A 21103-nucleotide genomic window follows, 5' to 3' on the forward strand; every position below is an offset into this window, starting at 1 on the left:
AGATGGAGGCCACCGTGCAGCAACTCCATCCGGCTCTTCAGTCCGGCCGCCGCCTCACACTTGTCGGCTCGAATACCCCTGCATTCAGTTTCCAAGGTTGCTGGGACGGCGGCTGCGCGTGCCATGCGACGGCAATGGCACTTGCCATGCTTGGGTTCTTGTCCGATCCCTTAAATGTGTCGTCGCGTCGTCGCGCCCCGGAAGCGGAATTCTGGCGTCGTGCGCAGCCGTTTTACTTCTCCGGCGTGTCACTCGAAGAGCTGCAACCGCTAATTCAGGAACTGGACGTGGGGCTGCGTCCGACCCGCTTCGAAGGGGCGCACGCAGATGTTCTCCGATTCAGCGAGCGAGAAGTACTGCGCGGTCGGCCGGTGATCCTGACGTTTCGGCAATCGCGCCGGGCGACTCTGCATGCGGCGTTGGCCGTCGGCATCGAAGGAAGAAGGATCGGCCGGACCTTCGACGGACACACGTTGCTGGTAGTCGACTCTGCCGAAGCCGAACCCGTACTCGCAGCCTATAACGCACGGTTGACACAGGCAGCAGCCGACCGCGGCAAGTTGGGCGGACACGCCCAGTACGTTACCGGGCTCGATCAGCGAAAAGTCGTGCTGACCGGCGCAATGTCGATCCGGTTATCTGCAACGCCAGCAGACCGGAAAGCGCGGCCGCCGTAGTGCATCAGCGCAACCGTGAGCGTTCGATCTTGGGCGGCTTCGCGGCATTGATTCGACGTGCGTCCTTGTCGTTCAGCGTCATCGTCAGCGGCGCGAAAAGTTCCGCGAGCGAAATGCCGAGCGGCCCGCACAACGCCGCCAGCGTCAGCACCGTCGGGTTTGTCACACCCGACTCGATCGAACTGATCGCGGCTCGACCGACCGACGCCTCATGAGCAAGGTCTTCCTGACTCTTGCCGGCTTTGCGCCGGACTTCCTTGAGCCGTTTTCCAACGGCGACAGTAATGGGGTTGCGTTGTTCGGTGGGCGGGACGGGTGTTTTCATGTCCGAGAGGATGCCGCCTCAACGCAACAATTACCATCGCACAAACCGTACATATTTTGCTATGTTAACCGCACAACATCACCAAGGGCAAACACCCACAACCATCCGGGGATTCAGAAAAATGTCGGTACCTACCATCAAGAAGACCACTACAGCAGACGGGATTCAATTCGAGAGATGGCCCGCGCGGCGTTCGATCGGTCACGGGCATGATCATCCGGGTGTCCAGATCGTCGGGGTAGGAGAAACGGGCGGTGGACTGGCTGCCGGCCTGTACTACCGGCTCGGCGTCGATGACGGCATTGCGTTCCAGCATGTCTCCGCAACGGACGGAGCATCGTCGGGCGACTCATCGCTAATTGATGATCACGTGCCATTCGCAGGGGCGAAAGCAGTGATCGTGATCGTGGCCGCCGGCGAGCCGGATGCGCTGCGGGTTTCGGTGATCGTCAGCGCCGCCGCACAGAAGGCCGGCGCGCGAGTTGTAGCGCTGCTTGCCCAGCCGCCGCTTCCTCCGGGCTCGCTGGTTCGGGCGGTCGCGGCCGAGCTATCACGCTGCGCTGACGCGGTCGTGTTCGTTCCCGAATCTCCTCACCCTTCCGTGCTGTACTGCCTGGTCGACGTCTACGTGACGGCAATGCGGGGGACGCAGCCGGATTTGTCGGAATGGAGGATGCCGACCGGAAGTGATTTCCTTGATGTGCGAGAGGCGTTCACCGGCACGACTGGAGCGGTAATTGGTGTCGGCGAAGGACGTGGCCCAGATCGTATCAAGGACGCAGCCCGGCAGGCGATTCACGATGTTGGTTCCGACCGGCTTTCGATGGCGGGTGGCCTACTCGTGATGGTTTCGGGTGCGGAATCCCTTCGGCTCCGAGAAGTTGCTGCCGCAGTCTACGCCATCTGCGAGGCGACCACGGGCGATGCGGGCTCTGTGCTCGCCGCGCATTACGACGATCGGCTTGGCGAGACGGTTCGCATTACCGTAATCGCAGCCGAACGAGACGAAAGCGGTGGCTAAGGGGGCCTTGTCCATGGTGCTCGCCGGTGCTCTCTCGAAGCCCGTGAGCCGAACTGTAGTTAAGCGCTACGCAAGACCACGTAGCAGTCCAAGTTCAGGGCCGTTCGAATAGGCGGGTAGGCTCAACATCAAGGGCCGTCGCTATACGTTCGATGTTGTCGACCGATATGTTCACACGGGCGCGCTCAACCTGGCTGATGAAAGTACGGTCCAGTCCGGCAGCAAAGCCAAGCTCTTCTTGAGATAGCGACTTCTCGACCCGATTGGCGCGGACGTTGTAAGCCAACACGTCCCGAAGAGAGACGAGTTTAGCTTTCGGATCAGGACCTCGGAGCGGAGCGGACATGCTCCGATCTTTACGATATGATGCGTTCCCATCTACGGACTTTGCATCACATATCGGGCGCTACGCTCCTGCGACTGAGGCGAAGTCTGGCGGTACCAGTCAATCTTGCATCGAATTCCTCAAACCCGGCGTGCGGTCAGGCGGGGGTGCCTCCGCACGCGCAAACCACAAGGAACAGAGACCATGAAAGTCATTGCGTATCCGCGCCCCCTTCTCGCGCTGTCCGCGCTCACATTGCTGGTACTCACCGCATGTTCACAACATTCATCGCAAACGGACACCAGCCCCCCGGCAAGTGGGCCGGAAGCTACTGGATCACCTCCGGCAGCTCAGCAACCAGCTTCTGCCGACAAAGCGGCGGATCAGCGTGATGAAGCTGGTGAGAATGGAGGAGCCAAGCCGCAGCAACCGGCAGCCAGTTCCTATGGTCCACGGATCAAGGGCATTGCCCTCGGGGAGTCGCCAGATGAAGTGCGTCAAGCGCTGAGCGCATTGTTGCCGGCAGGTAATCCATGCCAGTACAGCGCTGACGCAGTGCGCGTTGTTTGCGAAAACACCGCACAGCGACTGCAAGCGAGCTTCACCTACGAAGCTGGCAAACTGACTGGATTCAAGTTCTATTCCGCCTTCTCTGGTCTGGCATTCGGCCAGATGCCATTCAATGACTTCACGCAGAACTTCATGAAGGCATACAACATCCCGCGCATGGACCCAGCGCAAGACAACCCGGCGCTGAGTCAGTATCTGCGATATCGCGACGATAGTGGATGGGAAGCTGGCATCTATCCCGACAACACGTTTTACGTTAAGGGCGTTGCGACGGTGAGCCAGCAGGCGAAGAGCTTCAACTAGCGGTACGGCACACTGTGACAATCCACTGAGTCCGGAGCCTACCAAGTGGCTCCGGTATCAGATACCTCGCTACACTTGTTGGATGTTCGTGCCTTTATGCCTTCGTGCCCGTAAGCTTGCTTGTCGAAAGGACCGTCGTCTAATCGACGAAGGTGCTCGGAGCGGTGCTGACGATGATGCTCTTACCTTTCCGCAATGCAGCACAAGATATAGATCAAAAAATACGAGACGACACCATATATTGTGTGGTAAATTCCTCGTAACCTAGGGGAGGTCTCCACATGGACGAGATCGATCGAGAAGCAATCGCTAAAGAGTGTTGGCGTTTCCAGTACGAAGTCTGGCAGCGCGCGGGGCGGACACACAACACCATTCCGCACTTGTTGCAATTGTTCCGGCCAGACCATGCCGCGAGCGTTCATGGTTACGAATATGAAGTCGCGGCCGGATCACTGGGGGTCCACGGCGTCGGGAACGAGCAATACCAGGTTGCGGGACTTGTCGATGTGGAGCGCGGCATCATCAAGGTCGCCGGTAACTTCTCGTACGAGGTCCAACGCTTCACGGGCTCACACGAACTCGGACACATGGTCCTGCACCCCGGGTTGACACTGCATCGGGACCGCCCGCTATTGGGCGAAACGACGTCGCTCGATAAGCGCGAGCGGGAGGCGAATTACTTTGCAGCATGTTTTCTTGCCCCTGAAAAGCTGGTCCGCAAGGCGTTCAAGCAGCGCTTTGGGACAGACATCCTGCACCTTGACGACAATGTGGCGTTCGCCCTCGTGGGCAGCAACATGATGCAGGACCTTCTTCGCGCAAAGACTGGCTCGATGGAGTTTCCGCGAGCGGTCGCGACGGCAAAGAAGTTCGGCCCCGGCAACAACTTCAAGTCGCTTGCGAACGAATTTGGCTTGTCGCCGACGGCGATGGCGATCCGCATCAAGGAACTGGGCCTGGTTAACTACTAGTCGTAGCAGGGAGCGCGCCCTGATTGACAGACATTAGGGGACAGCGCGCTGACGCTGGGGGTATTTGCGGGGGTATATTTTGACCGATATTCTTTTAACCCCTTGCCAGCATGCTATGTCGGTCTAAATTCGAGTCCGGTCCCCGCACCATCGATTGCGTCCCCGCGATTCGATTCGATTCGATTCGACGAAGGCGCAGGAAACCCGCGAGAAATCCAGCGCTCGCGGGTTTTTTATTGGGCGCACGCCCATGCAGCGGCACGCCCGCGCGGCTGGCGATGCGCGCCACTGCGCCGAAAACCGCGCCATGTGATACTGGCACGCACGTCGCACCGGACGCCTGCGTCGCCATCGGCCAACACGTCCCGGCGACCGCTTCCCTCATCGTTTGCCTCTCGCCGGACCACCCGTCATGACCGACTCGACCCATCACTATTACGAACCGTCGCAAGGCCACGGCCTGCCGCACGACCCGTTGAACGCGATCATCGGCCCGCGCCCGATCGGCTGGATTTCATCGCGCGGCAGCGACGGCACGCTGAACCTCGCGCCGTACAGCTTCTTCAACGCGTTCAACTATCGGCCGCCGATCATCGGCTTTTCGAGCACCACCGCGAAGGACAGCGTGCGCAACGTGCAGGAGACCGGCGAGTTCGTGTGGAACCTCGCGACGCGCGATCTCGCCGAGCGGATGAACCAGACCTGCGCCGCCGTGCCGTACGACGTGAACGAGTTCGAACTCGGCGGCTTGACCGCGGTGCCGTCGCGCCTCGTCGACGTGCCGCGCGTCGCGGAAAGCGGCGTGAACTTCGAGTGCAAGGTGACGGACGTGATCCGGCTGCGCGATCACCGCGGCGTCGAGACGCCGGCCACGCTGGTGCTGGGTGAGGTCGTCGCGGTCCATATCCGCCATGACCTGCTGAAGGACGGCATCTTCGACACGTTCGGCGCAGGCATCATTCTTCGCGCGGGCGGCCCGTCGGCCTATGTGCACGTGACGCCCGACAGCCGCTTCGATCTTTTTCGTCCCGACGCGTGATCGATCGCGTGCCGCAGTAGGCCGGTAAACCGGCGCACGAGCGCTCGAATCCGACGAAAGACCCCACTGAAATCCAGGATTTCGCGGGGTCTTTTGCTTCGTATCCTCACATGATCGCGACGCATACCGATGCGTCCGCTCCCGGGTGCCGATCGCTGCCGGCCCCGCGACCCCGCACCGCAGCAAACCCGTCCCGCGCCGACTCCACGCGGCGCATTCGCCCGCCGCCGCGATCGGCCATGGCAAATCTGCTCACGACGAACGAGCGGCTTGGGCATCGACGCCCGCCGCTGCCGGGCATAGATTTCCAAGGTTGGCGCGCTTATCCGCGCGTCAGCTCGCGCGCAGGCCGGCAACCGGCCCGCGCGTTCCCAAACAGCGTGAGACACAATCGAGCGTGGAGACGACACGATGAGCCTGTCAGAGCCATTGCGTCTGCATGTGCCGGAGCCCACCGGGCGCCCGGGCTGCAAGACGGACTTTTCCTATCTGCATCTATCGCCGGCCGGCGCCGTCCGCCGCCCGCCGATCGACGTAGCCGCGGCGGACACCGCCGATCTCGCCCGCAGCCTCGTGCGCGTGCTCGACGACAGCGGCAAGGCCGTCGGCCCGTGGGCCCCCGATCTCGACGATGCGCGACTGATCGCCGGGCTGCGCGCGATGCTCAAGACCCGCATTTTCGACGCGCGCATGATGATCGCGCAGCGCCAGAAGAAAATCTCCTTCTACATGTTGAGCCTCGGCGAGGAGGCGATCGGCGCCGCGCACGCGATGGCGCTGCGCGACGGCGACATGTGCTTTCCGACCTACCGGCAGCAGAGCATCCTGATCGCGCGCGACGTGCCGCTCGAGCGGATGATCTGCCAGTTGATGTCGAACGAAGGCGATCCGCTGAAGGGGCGCCAGCTTCCGGTGATGTACTCGGATCGCGAAGCGGGCTTTTTCTCCATTTCCGGCAACCTCGCGACGCAGTTCATCCAGGCGGTCGGCTGGGCGATGGCGTCGGCGATCAAGGGCGACACGAAGATCGCGTCCGCGTGGATCGGCGACGGCGCGACGGCCGAAGCCGATTTCCACACCGCGCTCACGTTCGCGCACGTGTACCGCGCGCCGGTCGTGCTGAACGTGGTCAACAACCAGTGGGCGATCTCGACGTTCCAGGCGATCGCGGGCGGCGAGGGCACGACCTTCGCCGCGCGCGGCGTCGGCTGCGGGATCGCGTCGCTGCGCGTCGACGGCAACGACTTCCTCGCGATCTACGCGGCATCGAGCTGGGCGGCCGAACGCGCGCGCCGCAACCTCGGCCCGACGCTGATCGAGTGGGTGACCTACCGTGCGGGCGCGCATTCGACGTCGGACGATCCGACCAAGTACCGGCCGAGCGACGACTGGTCCCATTTCCCGCTCGGCGATCCGGTCGAGCGCTTCAAGCGTCACTTGATCGTGAAGGGCATCTGGTCGGACAGCGCGCATGACGCGTTGACGGCCGAACTCGAGGCCGAGGTGATCGCCGCGCAGAAGGAAGCGGAGAAGTACGGGACGCTGGCCGACGACCGGATTCCGTCGCCGGCCTCGATGTTCGACGACGTCTACAAGGAGCTGCCCGCGCACCTGCGCCGTCAGCGCCAGGAACTGGGAGCGTGATCATGGCGCAACATGAGACGGATACGGCGACGCAGCCGATGACGATGATCCAGGCGCTGCGCTCCGCGATGGATGTGATGCTCGGGCGCGACAGCGACGTGGTCGTGTTCGGGCAGGACGTCGGCTATTTCGGCGGCGTGTTCCGCTGTACCGAAGGGCTGCAGAACAAATACGGCAAGTCGCGCGTGTTCGATGCGCCGATCTCCGAAGGCGGGATCGTCGGCGCGGCGGTCGGGATGGGCGCGTACGGATTGCGGCCCGTTTGCGAGATCCAGTTCGCCGACTATTTCTATCCGGCCTCCGACCAGATCGTGTCGGAAGGCGCGCGGCTGCGCTACCGCTCGGCCGGCCAGTTCACCGCGCCGATGACGATCCGGATGCCGTGCGGCGGCGGCATCTACGGCGGACAGACGCACAGCCAGAGCCCGGAGGCGATGTTCACGCAGGTGTGCGGGTTGCGCACGGTGATGCCGTCGAACCCGTATGACGCGAAAGGGCTGCTGATCGCATCGATCGAGAACGACGATCCGGTGATCTTCCTCGAACCGAAACGGCTGTACAACGGGCCGTTCGACGGCCATCACGAGCGGCCCGTGACGTCGTGGCTCAAGCATCCGGCGAGCGCGGTGCCCGAAGGCTACTACACGGTGCCGCTCGATACGGCCGCTGTCGTGCGGCCTGGCAGCGACGTGACGGTGCTGACCTACGGCACGACCGTGCACGTGTCGCTCGCCGCGGCCGAGGAGACGGGCATCGACGCGGAAGTGATCGACCTGCGCACGCTGTGGCCGCTCGATCTCGACACGATCGTCGCGTCGGTGCGCAAGACCGGGCGCTGCGTCGTGGTGCACGAGGCGACGCGCACCTGCGGCTATGGCGCGGAGCTCGTATCGCTGGTCCAGGAACACTGCTTCTACCACCTCGAAGCGCCGGTCGAGCGCACGACGGGCTGGGACACCCCGTATCCGCATGCGCAGGAATGGGCGTACTTTCCGGGGCCGACCCGGGTCGGTGAAGCGTTGCGACGCGTGATGGAGGCGTGAGATGGGGATTCATGTCATCAAGATGCCGGATATCGGCGAAGGGATCGCCGAGGTCGAGCTGGTGGCCTGGCATGTGGAAGTCGGGCAGACGATCAACGAAGACCAGCCGCTCGCCGACGTGATGACCGACAAGGCGGCGGTCGAGATTCCGTCGCCGGTGACGGGCAAGGTGATCGAGCTGGGCGGCCGGATCGGCGAGATGATGGCGGTCGGCAGCGAGCTGATTCGGCTGGAAGTCGAAGGCGACGGCAACCTGAAGGCCGCGGTACCGGTGCAAGAAACGAAGGTAGCAACCGCACCGGTCGCGGCGGCGACGCCGTCGAAGCCGGTGGCCGACACATCGGCCGAGCCGCCTGCGCAGCCCGCGGCGCCTCGCGCACCGGCGAAACCGCGCCGCGACGAGCCGGCCGCGCAGCCGCGCGCGGCGCTCGCGCCGGGCGAACGGCCGCTCGCGTCGCCGGCCGTGCGTCAGCGTGCGTGGGACATGGGCATCGAGTTGCGCTACGTGCGCGGCACCGGCGAAGCCGGGCGCATCCTGCACGCGGATCTCGATGCATATGCGCGCACCGGCGGTGGCACGGCGCGTGCATCTTCGCAACCGCACGGCTACGACGAACGCCACGACGAAACCGACGTGCCGGTGATCGGTTTGCGGCGGGCGATCGCGCGCAAGATGCAGGAAGCGAAGCGCCGCATCCCGCACTTCAGCTACGTCGAGGAAATCGACGTGACCGAACTCGAATCGTTGCGCACGGAACTGAACCGCCGCTATGGCGACACGCGCGGCAAGCTCACGCCGCTGCCGCTGCTGATCCGCGCGATGGTGATCGCGCTGCGCGACTTCCCGCAGATCAACGCGCGCTTCGACGACGAAGCGGGCGTCGTCACGCGCCACGGCGCGGTGCACATGGGCGTCGCGACGCAGACGGACGGCGGCCTCACGGTGCCCGTGCTGCGTCATGCGGAAGCGCGCGACGTGTGGTCGATCTCCGCCGAAATCGCGCGGCTCGCCGACGCGGTGCGCGCGAACCGTGCGCAGCGCGACGAGCTGAGCGGCTCGACGATCACGATCTCGAGCCTCGGCGCGCTCGGCGGCATCGTGTCGACGCCGGTGATCAATCATCCGGAAGTGGGCATCGTCGGCGTGAACCGGATCGTCGAGCGGCCGATGATCCGCGACGGCGCGATCGTCGCGCGCAAGATGATGAACCTGTCGTCATCGTTCGATCATCGCGTCGTCGACGGCGCGGACGCGGCCGAATTCATCCAGGCCGTGCGCGCGGTGCTCGAACGCCCGGCGCTGCTGTTCGTGGAGTGAGCCGATGAAGAACGAACACACCACACTGCTCGTCATCGGCGGCGGCCCGGGCGGCTACGTCGCCGCGATTCGCGCCGGCCAGCTCGGCATTCCGACCGTGCTCGTCGAGCGCGACCGGCTCGGCGGCACGTGCCTGAACATCGGCTGCATTCCGTCGAAGGCGCTGATCCACGTGGCCGATGCGTTCGAACAGGCGTGCGGCCATGCCGGCGAAGGCGCGCTCGGGATCCGCGTGCGCACGCCCGAGATCGACATCGCGAAAAGCGTCGCGTGGAAGGACGGCATCGTCGATCGTCTGACGCGCGGCGTCGGCGCGCTGCTCAAGAAGAACGGCGTGCGCGTGCTGCACGGCGAAGCGCGCGTGATCGACGGCAAGACCGTCGAGGTCGCGACCGGCGGCCATACGGTGCGGATCGGTTGCGAACACCTGTTGCTCGCGACCGGTTCCGAACCGGTCGAACTGCCGTCGATGCCGTTCGGCGGGCACGTCGTGTCGTCCACCGACGCGCTGTCGCCCGCGACGCTGCCGAAGCGGCTGGTCGTCGTCGGGGCCGGCTATATCGGGCTCGAACTCGGGACCGTCTATCGCAAGCTCGGGGTCGACGTCAGCGTCGTCGAGGCGGCCGAGCGCGTGCTGCCCGCGTACGATGCGGAACTCGTGCGGCCGGTGGCCGATTCGCTCGCGCGGCTCGGCGTGCGGCTGTGGCTCGGCCACAAGGTGCTCGGGCTCGATGCGCACGGCGCGGTGCGCGTGCAGGCGGCCGACGGCGCCGAACAGACGTTGCCGGCCGATCGCGTGCTGGTTGCCGTCGGCCGCCGGCCGCGCGTCGACGGCTTCGGACTCGAGACGCTGATGCTTGATCGCAACGGCCGCGCGCTGCGGATCGACGACGCATGCCGCACGTCGATGCGCAACGTGTGGGCGATCGGCGACGTCGCGGGCGAACCGATGCTCGCGCATCGCGCGATGGCGCAAGGCGAGATGGTGGCCGAGCTGATCGCCGGCCGGCGTCGCCAGTTCACGCCCGCGGCGATTGCGGCCGTGTGCTTCACCGATCCCGAGATCGTGACGGCCGGCTGGTCGCCCGACGATGCGCACGCGGCCGGCGTGGATTGTCTGAGCGCATCGTTCCCGTTCGCCGCGAACGGGCGCGCGATGACGTTGCAGGCGACCGACGGATTCGTGCGCGTCGTCGCGCGGCGCGACAATCACCTGATTGTCGGCTGGCAGGCGGTCGGGCGCGGGGTGTCGGAGCTGGCCGCGGCGTTCTCGCAGTCGCTGGAGATGGGCGCGCGGCTGGAAGACATCGGCGGCACGATCCACGCGCATCCGACGCTCGGCGAGGCGCTTCAGGAAGCGGCGTTGCGCGCGCTCGGACATGCGCTGCATGTCTGACGTTCGAGCCTGACGGAGCGCTGCCGGTGCGTCTCGCACACATTGGCGGCGCCTGCGGCGTCTGATGTACTTCATGTTGTTTCATTCGGTATCCGCTCGCGCCAGTCCCAAGCCGATCTGATCGGGTTGCCGGTAACCGCGCGCGGGCCAGGAACGCGCGCAGCAGCAGCGCCGGCCGGGCCGTATTCGATCGCGCGGGGCCGCGCCCGACAGCGCCGTAATTTTTCGAGACGCGTGGAGGATTGCCGCCGCCACGTCGGCCGACGATCATGTCGATAGCCGGAAACCGGGCCGCCTCGGTCCGCCAACGCAGGCTCCACACGGAAGAACGGACATGAAACTGCTGCTCGTCGGCGCGACCGGACTCGTCGGGCGCCACGTCCTCGAAGCCGCGCTGGCCGATGCGCGGGTCGACCAGGTGATCGTCGTCGCGCGCCGGCCGTTGTCGCCGCATCCGAAGATGCGCGCACGGGCAGTGGATTTCGACCATTTGCCCGACACGGCCGACTGGTGGCACGCGGATGCCGTGGTCTGCACACTGGGCACCACGATGCGGGCCGCCGGTTCGCAGGCGGCCTTCCGGCGCGTCGACCACGACTATCCGCTCGCGGTCGCGCGACTCGCGCACCGGCACGGCACGCCGACCTACGTGCTGAATTCCGCGCTCGGCGCGGACGCTGCGTCGCGCATCTTCTACAACCGCGTGAAGGGCGAGGTCGAGCAGGCGCTCGCCGACGTCGGCTTCGATTCGCTCACGTACGTGCGACCGGGCCTGATCGGCGGCAGCCGCGACGAGTTCCGGTTCGGCGAGCGGCTGTTCGTGTTCGCGCTGAGCGCCGCCGCGCCGGTGCTGCCGGCGAAGTGGCGCGTGAATCCCGCGTCGCGGATTGCGCGCGCATTGCTCGATGCGGCGATCGACGCACGGCCGGGCGTGCAGGTCGTCACGTCGGACCGGCTCGTCTGATGCCGCGCGGGCGGTGCGCTCGCCCGCTAGTCTGTCCGTTTTCCGTGCGGTGACCGCTGCGCTCGATCGGCCCCCGGCCGACCGAGCTTTCATTTTTCCGACGCCCGATTCGCGGCAATACTGCGCTGGCGTGCCGCAATGACTCGGACGATTTCTAAAATCGATCGATTCCGGGTAATCACCGATATCTCACAAGTTGTATATACAAGATCATCCGCTGGCAATGTCGGCACACGTCGTGCCGCTTGCGCGCCAGCGTGCTGACCGTGCATGCGTGGCGCATGCCGGCGATCCACGGCGCCCCGCATCCGCCGAGCCGAAAGGGCGGCTCGCAGCTTCCTGTCCCGTTCAAACCATGTGTGGTCCTGAGTATTTTGGAGATTGACCCGTGTCAACGAATTCCAGTGGAAAAGCCGGCGGACTGATCGAGGTACGCTCGATTGACTTCATTCCCGACGCCGAGCGCCACGGCGGCCTGCTGAGCCAGTTCACGCTGTGGCTGTCGGCGAACATGCAGATCACGGCCATCGTCACGGGGGCGCTGGCGGTCGTGCTCGGCGGCGACGTGTTCTGGTCGCTGGTCGCGTTGCTGCTCGGCCAGCTCGTCGGCGGCGCGGTGATGGCGCTGCACGGCGCGCAGGGGCCGCAGCTCGGGCTGCCGCAGATGATCTCGAGCCGCGTGCAGTTCGGCGTGTATGGCGCGATGATCCCGATCGTGCTCGTGTGCCTGATGTACATCGGCTTTTCCGCGAGCGGCTCGGTGCTGGCCGGGCAGGCCGTCGCGCAACTGCTGCACGTCGACGACGCGGCCGGCATCCTGCTGTTCGCGGCCGTGATCGTCGTGCTGACCGTGTTCGGCTATCGCGCGATCCACTTCGTCGGCCGGATCGCGAGCGTGGTCGGCATCGTCGCGTTCGTCTACATGTTCGCGCAACTGTTCGCGAACCACGACGTCGGCGCGCTGCTCGCGAACCGGCATTTCTCGCTCGCGAGCTTCCTGCTCGCGATGTCGCTGTCCGCGTCGTGGCAGATCGCGTTCGGCCCGTACGTGGCCGACTATTCGCGCTACCTGCCGCGCTCGACGTCGTCGGTCGCGACGTTCGTCGCGGTCGGTCTCGGCTCGGTGATCGGCGCACAGGCGGCGATGGTATTCGGCGTGTTCGCGGCCGCGCTCGCCGGCAGCCAGTTCGCGCACCATGAAGTGGCGTACATCGTCGGCCTCGGCTCGACGGGCGCCGTGGCCGCGCTGCTGTATTTCAGCATTGCGTTCGGCAAGGTGACGGTGACGGCGCTCAACGCGTACGGCAGCTTCATGTCGATGGCGACGATCGTCAGCGGCTTTCGCGGCAAGGGCGCGGTATCGTCGAAGAGCCGCCTCGTGTACATCTTCGGGATGATCTGCGTATCGACGCTGATCGCGCTCGCGGGCCGCCATTCGTTCCTGAAGGAATTCACCGCGTTCATCCTGTTCCTGCTCGCGTTCTTCACGCCGTGGAGCGCGATCAACCTGGTCGACTACTACTGCTTCACGCGTTCGCGCTACGACGTGCCGGCGCTGTCCGATCCCGATGGCCGCTACGGCCGCTGGAACGTGATGGCGATCACGATCTACGTGGTCGGCATCCTGGTGCAGCTGCCGTTCATGTCGACGCACATCTACACGGGGCCGCTCGTCGACGCGCTCGGCGGCACCGACATCTCGTGGATTCTCGGCCTCGTCGTGCCGGCCGCGCTGTATTACGTCGCCGCCCGTGCGTCGCGGCGCAGCATTCCCGAGCGCCTGATCCTGCCGCTCGAACGCGGCGAGGTCTGACACCGGCGTATCACGTCGTTGGTCGGGCCGGTTTGCTGCCGGCCTGAGCGGCCTGAGTGGCCTGAGCGGCCCGATGCGCCGAACCGGCGCGACCGGCAACCGCACCACACATTACCTTCGTTATCCACGATGCCGGCATGGCGGACCACCGTGCCCGGCATCGTTCCATTCTCCTTTCATTGAATAGTATGGCTAATAAAATGCACGCACGAGGACATCGTTCCCGGGTGCGATCGGCGCATGCCGGTCTTCGGATGGCCGTCGCGGCCGCTTGCGCCGCCGCTTCGGGCGCCACGCTCGCGCAGGACGGCGTCACGCTGTACGGCGTGATCGACGAATTCGCGCAGGTCGTGAATACGGGCAACGGCTATACGGCCGCGATCAACTCGGGTGGCCAGTGGGGCAGCCGGTTCGGGCTGAAGGGCGGCGAGGAGATCGGCGGCGGCCAGAAAATCGAATTCGCGCTGGAAAACGGCTTCAATCCGAACGACGGCTCGCTCGTGAGCGCGGGCAGCATGTTCAACCGACAGGCATGGGTCGGCATCGCGGGGCAGTGGGGCAAGGTGCGCGCGGGCCGACAGAATTCGCCGCTGTTCAACGACCAAGGCGGGCAGGATGCGTTCGGCGGCGTCACGCAGGCGTCCGGCATGGACAACCTGACCGTGTTCGCGTTCCGCACGAGCAATACGCTGTCGTACCAAAGCCCGGAGATCGCCGGTTTCCAGGGCGGGCTGTACGTCGGGTTCGGCGATGCGGGCGGCGTGCGCTCGGCCGGCTCCAGCCAGCAGTTCGACCTGACCTACGAACACGGTCCGTTCGGCGCATTCGTCGCGGGGCAGTGGTTGAAGAACGCGGCGGCGACCACGACCGATCGCACGATCATGGCCGGTGCGTCTTACGAAATCGGCAAGGCCACCGTGTATGGCGGTTTCTCCGCGGTGAAGTGGGCGGATCTCGGAATCGATTCGCGCGTGTACGGGCTGTCGGTCAAATACCAGTTCAACCCGGCCAACTATGTCGCGCTCGGCTACGCGTACCTGCACGACCAGTCGTCGCAGGGCAACCGTGCGGATCAGCTTGGGCTGATGTACGAGTACGACCTGTCGAAGCGCACGAGCTTCTACGGCGCGCTGTCGTACCTGCGCAACCGCAACCAGGCCGGCTACACGCTCGCCGGCGCGGCGAACCCCGGCCTGCCGCTCGCATACCCGGGCGCGAATGCACGCGGCGTGCAGCTCGGCATCGTGCATCGCTTCTGACGTACACACGCGGCGCGACGCGCCGGGGCGGATGTGCCCGGCGCTTTCTCCGGGCGCGTTCGCGCCGTCATTTCCCGAGCCGCTCCGCGAGCGAGTAGCGCTGCATGCAACGCTCCATCGCGTCGAGAAACGCATGCTCGGCCGCGTTCATCTTGCGATCGCGATGCCACAGCAGGAACACGTCGACGTCGACGAGCCCGTCGTCGGGCGGCAACCGCCACAGCCGTTGCTGCGCGATGTCGTCGCGCACGATGTGCTCGGGCAGGCAGCCGATCCCGTAGCCCGCGAAGATCAGCCGTCGCACTTCGTCGAGGCTCGGCGACGACGCGACGATGCGCCCCGTGAAGCCCTTCTGGTCGCGGAACACGGTGAGCGGCGACAGGCTGTCGCCGATCTGGTCGCTCGTGAACGACACGAAATTCTCCGCGAGCAGATCGTCCATCCGCAATTGCGTCTGTCCGAACAGCCGGTGATGGCGGCCGCAATAGATCGCATAGCGCTGGCGCAGGAAGCAGCGCATCTCCAGCTTGTCATGCGGCGTGCGGCACAGGCCGAGCCCGGCCGTGGCCGTTTTCTGCAGCAGCGAGGAGAGGATGTCCGACGAACGCATCACTTCGATCTGCAGATCGATGCGCGGATACGCGCGATGGAAGTCCGCGAGAATTTCATCGTAGACGGGCGATTCGATACGGCTCACCGTCAGCAGCCGGATCGAGCCGGTCAGGTCGGCCGTGCTGTCGTCGATTTCGGTTTCGAGGCGCGAGATGCCGCCGTAGATGTCGCTCGCGATCCGGTAGACGGCTTCGCCGGCCGGCGTCGGCGCGAAGTGCGCGCCGCGCCGCTCGATCAGCCGGCGCTCGAGCGTCTCCTCGAGCCGCCGCAGCGCCTGGCTCACGGCCGGCTGCGTGACGTGCAGGCGCGCGGCCGCGCGGCTCACGCTGCGCTCCTGCATGATCACCAGGTAGGTGCGCAGCAGGTTCCAGTCGAGGCGATCGTTCAGGAACGGGGCGAGGTCGGGGCGCATCGGGTCTCCGGGCAGGCGGCGAGCAGGCATTAGTTGAATTTATACGGCGAATAATAACTTGAAATTTGACTAATGATTTGCGGCCACCGATAAAGGAAGGGTGCCGCAGCGTGCGGCGCGACGCCGCGACAGACGGCCGTCACCCGATATTGCGTGCCGCCCCGCGGCGGCGCGCGTCAGGAGCCCGCATGACTCACTCCCTTCCTTCCGCCCGCCAGCCGGCACGCGCCGCGACGGCCGCGTTCATCGGCACGATGATCGAGTGGTACGACTTCTACATCTACGCGACCGCGGCCGCACTCGTGTTCGGCGAGCTCTATTTCCCGTCGCACGACCCGTTCGTCAGCACGATGGCGTCGTTCGCGACGTTCGCGGTCGGCTTCTTCGCGCGCCCGCTCGGCGGCGTGATCTTCGGCCATCTCGGCGACCGCATCGGCCGCAAGAAGGCGTTGATGACGACGCTGATGATGATGGGCGTCGCGACCGTGTGCGTCGGGCTGCTGCCCGCCTATTCGAAGGTCGGCGTCCTCGCGCCGGTGCTGCTCGTCGCGTTGCGCGTCGTGCAGGGGATCGCGGTCGGCGGCGAATGGGGCGGCGCGGTGCTGATGGCGGGCGAGCATGCACCGCAGGGGCGCCGCACGTTTTTCGCGTCGTTCGCGCAGCTCGGCAGCCCGGCCGGGCTGATCCTGTCGCTGATCGCGTTCCGCGCGGTCACGTCGATGGACAAGGCCGACTTCCTCGCGTGGGGCTGGCGCCTGCCGTTTCTCGCGAGTTCGGTGCTGCTGGTGGTCGGCATCCTGATCCGGCTCGGCGTGAACGAGTCGCCGGAATTCGCGCGGGTGAAGGAAACCCACCGCACGGTGAAGCTGCCGGTCGCGGAAGTGTTTCGTTCCGCGTCGGGGCTCGTGCTGCTCTGCATCGGCGCGAACACGATCGGCATCGCGGGCGTCTATTTCACGAACACGTTCATGATCGCGTACACGACGCAATACGTCGGCGTGTCGCGTTCGCTGATCCTCGACAGCCTGTTCGCGGTCGCGATCATCCAGTTCTTCGCGCAGCCGCTTGCCGCGTGGATCGCCGAGCGTATCGGCGGCGCGCGCTTCCTGAAGCTCGCGGCGCTGCTCGCGATGCTGTCGCCGTATCCGATGTTCATGCTCGTGCAGGGCGGTACGTCCGCGTCGCTGATCGCGGGCATCGCACTCGCGGTGGTGTGCATGGCCGGTTTCTATTCGGTGATCGCGGGCTTCGTCAGCGACGTGTTTCCGGCCCACGTGCGCTATTCGGCGATCTCGCTCGCTTACCAGATTTGCGGCGCGATCGCGGGCGGCCTGACGCCGCTCGTCGGCACGTGGCTCGCGCATCGCTTCACGGGCCAGTGGTGGCCGCTCGCGGTGTTCTACACGTGTCTCGCCGGCATTTCGCTGCTCTGCATCGTCGCGCTCGACGCGCGCCGCGCGGCGCAGCCGGCCACCGCCGAAGCGCTCGGCTCGCACTGAACCTCAACGAACGAATCGATCCGGAATCCCTATGAACGACCTGCTGGAAATCGACGGCGCCCGCCTGTGGCAGAGCCTGACCGACATGGCGCGCGTCGGCGCGACGCCGAGCGGCGGTGTGCGGCGCGTCGCGCTCACCGAGGACGACCGGCGCGGGCGCGACCTGTTCGCGCAATGGTGCCGCGACGCGGGGCTCACGGTCAGCGTCGATGCGGTCGGCAACCTGTTCGCGCGGCGCGACGGCGCCGATGCGCATGCCGCGCCGGTGCTGATCGGCAGCCATCTCGACACGCAGCCCGGAGGCGGCCGCTTCGACGGCGTCTACGGCGTGCTCGCCGCGCTCGAACTCGTGCGCACGCTGAACGACGCGGGCATCGCGACCGACAAGCCGCTCGAGATCGTGTCGTGGACCAACGAGGAAGGCGCGCGCTTCGCGCCGGCGATGCTCGGCTCGGCCGTGTTCACGGGCGCGTTGCCGCTCGACGACGCGCTCGCGAAGCAGGACGCCGACGGCGTCACGCTCGGCGCGGCGCTCGACGCATGCGGCTATCGCGGTACGCGCGCAACGGGCGGCGCGGTCGACGCGTATTTCGAGGCGCATATCGAACAAGGGCCCGTGCTCGAGGCGAACGGCACGACGGTCGGCATCGTCACGGGCGGGCAGGCGATCCGCTGGCTCGACGTGACGGTGACGGGCGTGGCCGCGCACGCCGGCACGACGCCGATGCCGTATCGCAAGGACGCGTATTTCGCGAGCGCGCAGATGGCGCTCGAACTCGAACGGATTGTCGCCGCTTATGCACCGCGCGGGCTCGCGACGATCGGGCAGGTCGGCATCCGCAACGCATCGCGCAACACGATCGCCGGCGAGCTGACGTTCACGGTCGACCTGCGGCATCACGACGATGCCGAAGTCGATGCGATGGAGCGCGACCTGCGCGAAGCGTGCGCCCGCATTGCTGCCGCGCGCGGCGTGCAGCTGGCGATCGACACCTGCTGGCGCAGCCCGGCGACGCCGTTCGATCGCGATTGCGTCGGGCTGGTCGCGCAGGCGGCCGCCGCGTTCGGCTACACGCACGAGCGGATCGTGAGCGGCGCCGGCCACGATGCGATCCTGCTCGCGCGCCGTTTCCCGACCGCGATGGTGTTCATTCCGTGCGTCGACGGCCTGTCGCACAACGCAGCCGAGGATGCGTTGCCCGACGACGTGACGTGCGGCGCGAACGTGCTGCTCCAGGCGGTGCTGGCGCGCGCGGGCATCGCGGCGCGCGTCGACGCGGCGGTTGCCGCGCACGGTGCCTGATCCGGCGAATCGACGAGGACTCCGATGAAAACCTATTTCCATCCCGAACAACTGCTGCACCATCCGCGCAGCTATCTGTCGCGCGGCCGGATGCGCGAGCCGCAGGAAGTGCCTGAGCGGGCGGCGCGACTCGTCGCGGCCGTGCGGTCGCTCGATTTCGACGTGCGCGAGCCGGCCGACCGCGGCACCGCGCCGATCGCGGCCGTGCACGACATGAACTACCTGCGCTTTCTCGAGGATGCGCACCGCGACTGGAAACGGATGCCCGACGACTGGGGCGACGAAGTGATGTCGAACGTGTTCGTGCGCGATCCGAACCCGCTGCGCGGCGTGCTCGCGAAAGCCGCGCGCTATCTCGCCGACGGCAGTTGCCCGGTGGGCGCGAACACGTGGCGCGCGGCGTACTGGTCCGCGCAGGGCGCGCTGGCCGCCGCGGCCGACGTCAACGACGGCGCGCGCGAAGCCTACGCACTGTGCCGGCCGCCCGGCCATCATGCGCGCCGCGACGCGGCCGGCGGCTTCTGCTACCTGAACAACGCGGCGATCGCCGCGCAGGCGCTGCTCGGCCGCCATCGCCGCGTCGCGATTCTCGATACCGACATGCATCACGGGCAGGGCGTGCAGGAAATCTTCTATGGCCGCGACGACGTGCTGTACGTATCGATTCACGGCGACCCGACCAACTTCTACCCGGTCGTCGCGGGCTACGAGGAAGAGACGGGCGCGGGCGCTGGCGACGGCTTTAACCTCAACCTGCCGATGCCGCACGGCGCGCCGGAATCGACGTTCTTCGCGCGGCTCGACGACGCGCTGCGCGCGCTCGCGCGCTTCCAGCCCGATGCGCTCGTGCTCGCGCTCGGCTTCGACATCTACCAGGACGATCCGCAATCGCAGGTCGCGGTTACGACCGACGGGTTCGGGCGGCTCGGCGGCGCGATCGGCGCGCTCGGCCTGCCGACGGTGATCGTGCAGGAAGGCGGCTATCACCTCGAGAGTCTCGAGGCGAACGCGCGCGCGTTCTTCGGCGGGTTCGCCGCGGGACGCTGACTTGAGCCGTCGGAACCGACCGCACGCCGAAAATGAAAACGGCCGCATCGCGCGGCCGTAAAAAAGCGAGCGGAAGGTTCCCGGCAGTCCGGACGCGCCCGCGCTTACGAATTCGCGGCGGCCGGCGAGCGGCGGCGCTGCGTGACCTGCAGCGTGACGAGGCCGAGCCCGGCGGCGGCGATCAGCGCGCCGACGAGCGGCACCGCCGCGTAGCCGAACCCGGCCGAAATCGCCGCACCGCCGGTGGCGGCGCCCACCGCGTTGCCGAGGTTGAACGCGCCGATGTTGACGGCCGACGCGAGGCCCGGCGCTTCATGGGCCGCGCGCATCACGCGCATCTGCAGCGGCGGCACGACCGCGAACGTCGCGGTTCCCCAGACCAGCAGCGTGATCGCGGCGCCCGCGTGGGTCGAGGCGAGCAGCGGGAACGCGGCCATCGTCGCGATCAGCAGCAACAGGAAGCCGATCAGCGTGCCGTCGAGCGAGCGGTCGGCGAGACGCCCGCCCGCGATGTTGCCGATCGAGAAGCCGACGCCGATCAGCACGAGCATCGCGGTCACGAAGCCGGGTGTGGCGCCCGTCAGGTGCTCGAGCGTCGGCGCGACGTACGTATAGAGCGTGAACATCGCACCGGCGCCGAGCACCGTCGTCGCGAGCGCGCCGAGCACGACCGGGCGCGTGAGCACGGAGAGTTCGGCGCGCAGGTCGGGCATCTTGCCGGCTTCGCCCTTCGGTAGCGCGGCGAACAGGCCGGCGATCGCGACGAGGCCGAGGCCCGCGGTCGCCGCGAACGACATGCGCCAGCCGATCATCTGGCCGAGCCAGGTCGCGGCCGGCACGCCGCCGACGTTCGCGATCGTCAGGCCCATGAACATCGTCGCGACCGCGCTGGCCTGCTTCTCGCGCGGCACGAGGCTCGCCGCGACCACCGAGCCGAGCCCGAAGAACGCGCCGTGGTTGAGGCTCGTCACGAGGCGGGCGAGCAGCAGCGTCGTGTAGTCCGGTGCGGCGGCCGACAGCAGGTTGCCGATCGTGAAGATCGACATCAGCGCGATCAGCGCGGCGCGGCGCGACCAGCGCGCGAGCAGCAGCGTCATCAGCGGCGCGCCGACCATCACGCCGATCGCATACGCGCTGATCAGCATGCCGGCTTGCGGAATCGACACGTGCACGCCGTCGGCGATCACGGGCAGCAGGCCCATCGGCGAGAACTCGGTCGTGCCGATGCCGAACGCGCCGGCGGCGAGCGCCAGCAGCGGCAGCGCGGCGCTGCCGCCCGGGCGGGGCGGAGAGGAAGTCGTGGGGTTCACGCGGCGGGCTCCTGTAAGCGGGGGACAACGGCACGACGCCATTGAGGACAGCTCGAAGTGTGCCTGCGTTACTTTTGCGGAAAAAGCCGCATCGGGACGAAATTATCTTGATTTCATGTCAACAATGCGGCGCGTGGGCGACGTGTGGGACGTGATTCGATGCGCGACAAGAAAAAAGCCCCGACCACAGGGGGGCCGTGGCCGGGGCGGAAACGCATCCTCTCTTTGGCACGAGGAATTGGATGCGCGGGC

Annotated in this window: 19 protein-coding genes; 15 read left to right on the forward strand and 4 right to left on the reverse strand. The window is 66.5% G+C overall.

The window, feature by feature from the left end:
- Positions 1–2 precede the first annotated feature (2 nt).
- Positions 3–677, forward strand: coding sequence for a hypothetical protein (locus CFB89_RS05835; protein WP_179233377.1), 675 nt, complete (start codon positions 3–5; stop codon positions 675–677).
- Between the two features lie 4 nt (positions 678–681).
- On the opposite strand, the gene CFB89_RS05840 is transcribed toward CFB89_RS05835, so the two are convergent.
- Complete coding sequence (locus CFB89_RS05840; RefSeq protein WP_089467084.1) at positions 682–1002, reverse strand: helix-turn-helix domain-containing protein; 321 nt, start codon at positions 1000–1002, stop codon at positions 682–684.
- 121 nt (positions 1003–1123) lie between these two features.
- On the opposite strand from CFB89_RS05840, the gene CFB89_RS05845 reads away from it, so the two are divergent.
- Positions 1124–2023: a hypothetical protein gene (locus tag CFB89_RS05845; protein WP_179233378.1), complete on the forward strand. Its 900-nt coding sequence runs from the start codon at positions 1124–1126 to the stop codon at positions 2021–2023.
- A gap of 94 nt (positions 2024–2117) precedes the next feature.
- Here the strand turns inward: CFB89_RS05845 and CFB89_RS05850 are convergent, their stop codons facing one another.
- Positions 2118–2369: a helix-turn-helix domain-containing protein gene (locus CFB89_RS05850; RefSeq protein ID WP_089467086.1), complete on the reverse strand. Its 252-nt coding sequence runs from the start codon at positions 2367–2369 to the stop codon at positions 2118–2120.
- Between the two features lie 183 nt (positions 2370–2552).
- Here CFB89_RS05850 and CFB89_RS34020 point away from each other — a divergent pair, with 183 nt between their 5' ends.
- The 10 genes from CFB89_RS34020 to CFB89_RS05905 all read left to right on the forward strand — a co-directional run bounded on the left by CFB89_RS34020 (position 2553) and on the right by CFB89_RS05905 (position 14668).
- Positions 2553–3221, forward strand: a complete 669-nt coding sequence (locus CFB89_RS34020) for a hypothetical protein (RefSeq protein WP_144030065.1) — start codon at positions 2553–2555, stop codon at positions 3219–3221.
- A gap of 506 nt (positions 3222–3727) precedes the next feature.
- Positions 3728–4192 (forward strand): ImmA/IrrE family metallo-endopeptidase, encoded by a 465-nt coding sequence (locus CFB89_RS05860; RefSeq protein ID WP_373559854.1) that lies wholly within the window; start codon positions 3728–3730, stop codon positions 4190–4192.
- Positions 4193–4604: 412 nt separating this feature from the next.
- A complete protein-coding gene (locus CFB89_RS05865) occupies positions 4605–5231 on the forward strand; it encodes a flavin reductase family protein (protein WP_089467089.1) in 627 nt (208 codons plus the stop codon).
- A gap of 411 nt (positions 5232–5642) precedes the next feature.
- Positions 5643–6875, forward strand: coding sequence for a 3-methyl-2-oxobutanoate dehydrogenase (2-methylpropanoyl-transferring) subunit alpha (locus tag CFB89_RS05870; RefSeq protein WP_089467090.1), 1233 nt, complete (start codon positions 5643–5645; stop codon positions 6873–6875).
- 2 nt (positions 6876–6877) lie between these two features.
- Positions 6878–7918, forward strand: coding sequence for an alpha-ketoacid dehydrogenase subunit beta (locus tag CFB89_RS05875; protein ID WP_089467091.1), 1041 nt, complete (start codon positions 6878–6880; stop codon positions 7916–7918).
- A gap of 1 nt (position 7919) precedes the next feature.
- Positions 7920–9236 carry a dihydrolipoamide acetyltransferase family protein gene (locus tag CFB89_RS05880; protein ID WP_089467092.1) on the forward strand — a complete coding sequence of 439 codons (1317 nt, stop codon included), beginning with the start codon at positions 7920–7922 and terminating at the stop codon, positions 9234–9236.
- 4 nt (positions 9237–9240) lie between these two features.
- Entirely contained in the window at positions 9241–10632 is a 1392-nt protein-coding gene (lpdA, locus tag CFB89_RS05885) for a dihydrolipoyl dehydrogenase (RefSeq protein ID WP_089467093.1), read from the forward strand.
- 334 nt (positions 10633–10966) lie between these two features.
- Positions 10967–11596 carry an NAD(P)H-binding protein gene (locus tag CFB89_RS05890; protein ID WP_089467094.1) on the forward strand — a complete coding sequence of 210 codons (630 nt, stop codon included), beginning with the start codon at positions 10967–10969 and terminating at the stop codon, positions 11594–11596.
- A 388-nt stretch (positions 11597–11984) separates the two neighbouring features.
- Positions 11985–13409: a cytosine permease gene (locus CFB89_RS05900; RefSeq protein ID WP_089467095.1), complete on the forward strand. Its 1425-nt coding sequence runs from the start codon at positions 11985–11987 to the stop codon at positions 13407–13409.
- A gap of 200 nt (positions 13410–13609) precedes the next feature.
- Entirely contained in the window at positions 13610–14668 is a 1059-nt protein-coding gene (locus CFB89_RS05905) for a porin (RefSeq protein ID WP_089467096.1), read from the forward strand.
- A 67-nt stretch (positions 14669–14735) separates the two neighbouring features.
- Here the strand turns inward: CFB89_RS05905 and CFB89_RS05910 are convergent, their stop codons facing one another.
- Entirely contained in the window at positions 14736–15692 is a 957-nt protein-coding gene (locus CFB89_RS05910; RefSeq protein ID WP_089467097.1) for a LysR family transcriptional regulator, read from the reverse strand.
- A 188-nt stretch (positions 15693–15880) separates the two neighbouring features.
- On the opposite strand from CFB89_RS05910, the gene CFB89_RS05915 reads away from it, so the two are divergent.
- Genes CFB89_RS05915 through CFB89_RS05925 form a run of 3 tightly spaced genes read left to right on the forward strand, consistent with a single transcriptional unit; the run spans position 15881 to position 19541 of the window.
- Positions 15881–17191 carry an MFS transporter gene (locus CFB89_RS05915; RefSeq protein ID WP_089467098.1) on the forward strand — a complete coding sequence of 437 codons (1311 nt, stop codon included), beginning with the start codon at positions 15881–15883 and terminating at the stop codon, positions 17189–17191.
- A gap of 31 nt (positions 17192–17222) precedes the next feature.
- Entirely contained in the window at positions 17223–18494 is a 1272-nt protein-coding gene (locus CFB89_RS05920) for a Zn-dependent hydrolase (protein WP_089467099.1), read from the forward strand.
- Positions 18495–18518: 24 nt separating this feature from the next.
- On the forward strand, positions 18519–19541 hold the full coding sequence (locus CFB89_RS05925; RefSeq protein WP_089467100.1) for a histone deacetylase family protein: 1023 nt from the start codon (positions 18519–18521) through the stop codon (positions 19539–19541).
- A 104-nt stretch (positions 19542–19645) separates the two neighbouring features.
- Here CFB89_RS05925 and CFB89_RS05930 read toward each other — a convergent pair whose 3' ends face one another.
- Positions 19646–20851: an MFS transporter gene (locus tag CFB89_RS05930; protein ID WP_089467101.1), complete on the reverse strand. Its 1206-nt coding sequence runs from the start codon at positions 20849–20851 to the stop codon at positions 19646–19648.
- Positions 20852–21103: the final 252 nt, after the last annotated feature.

Source organism: Burkholderia sp. AU16741 (assembly GCF_002223345.1).
In the GTDB taxonomy this organism is placed as follows: domain Bacteria; phylum Pseudomonadota; class Gammaproteobacteria; order Burkholderiales; family Burkholderiaceae; genus Burkholderia; species Burkholderia sola.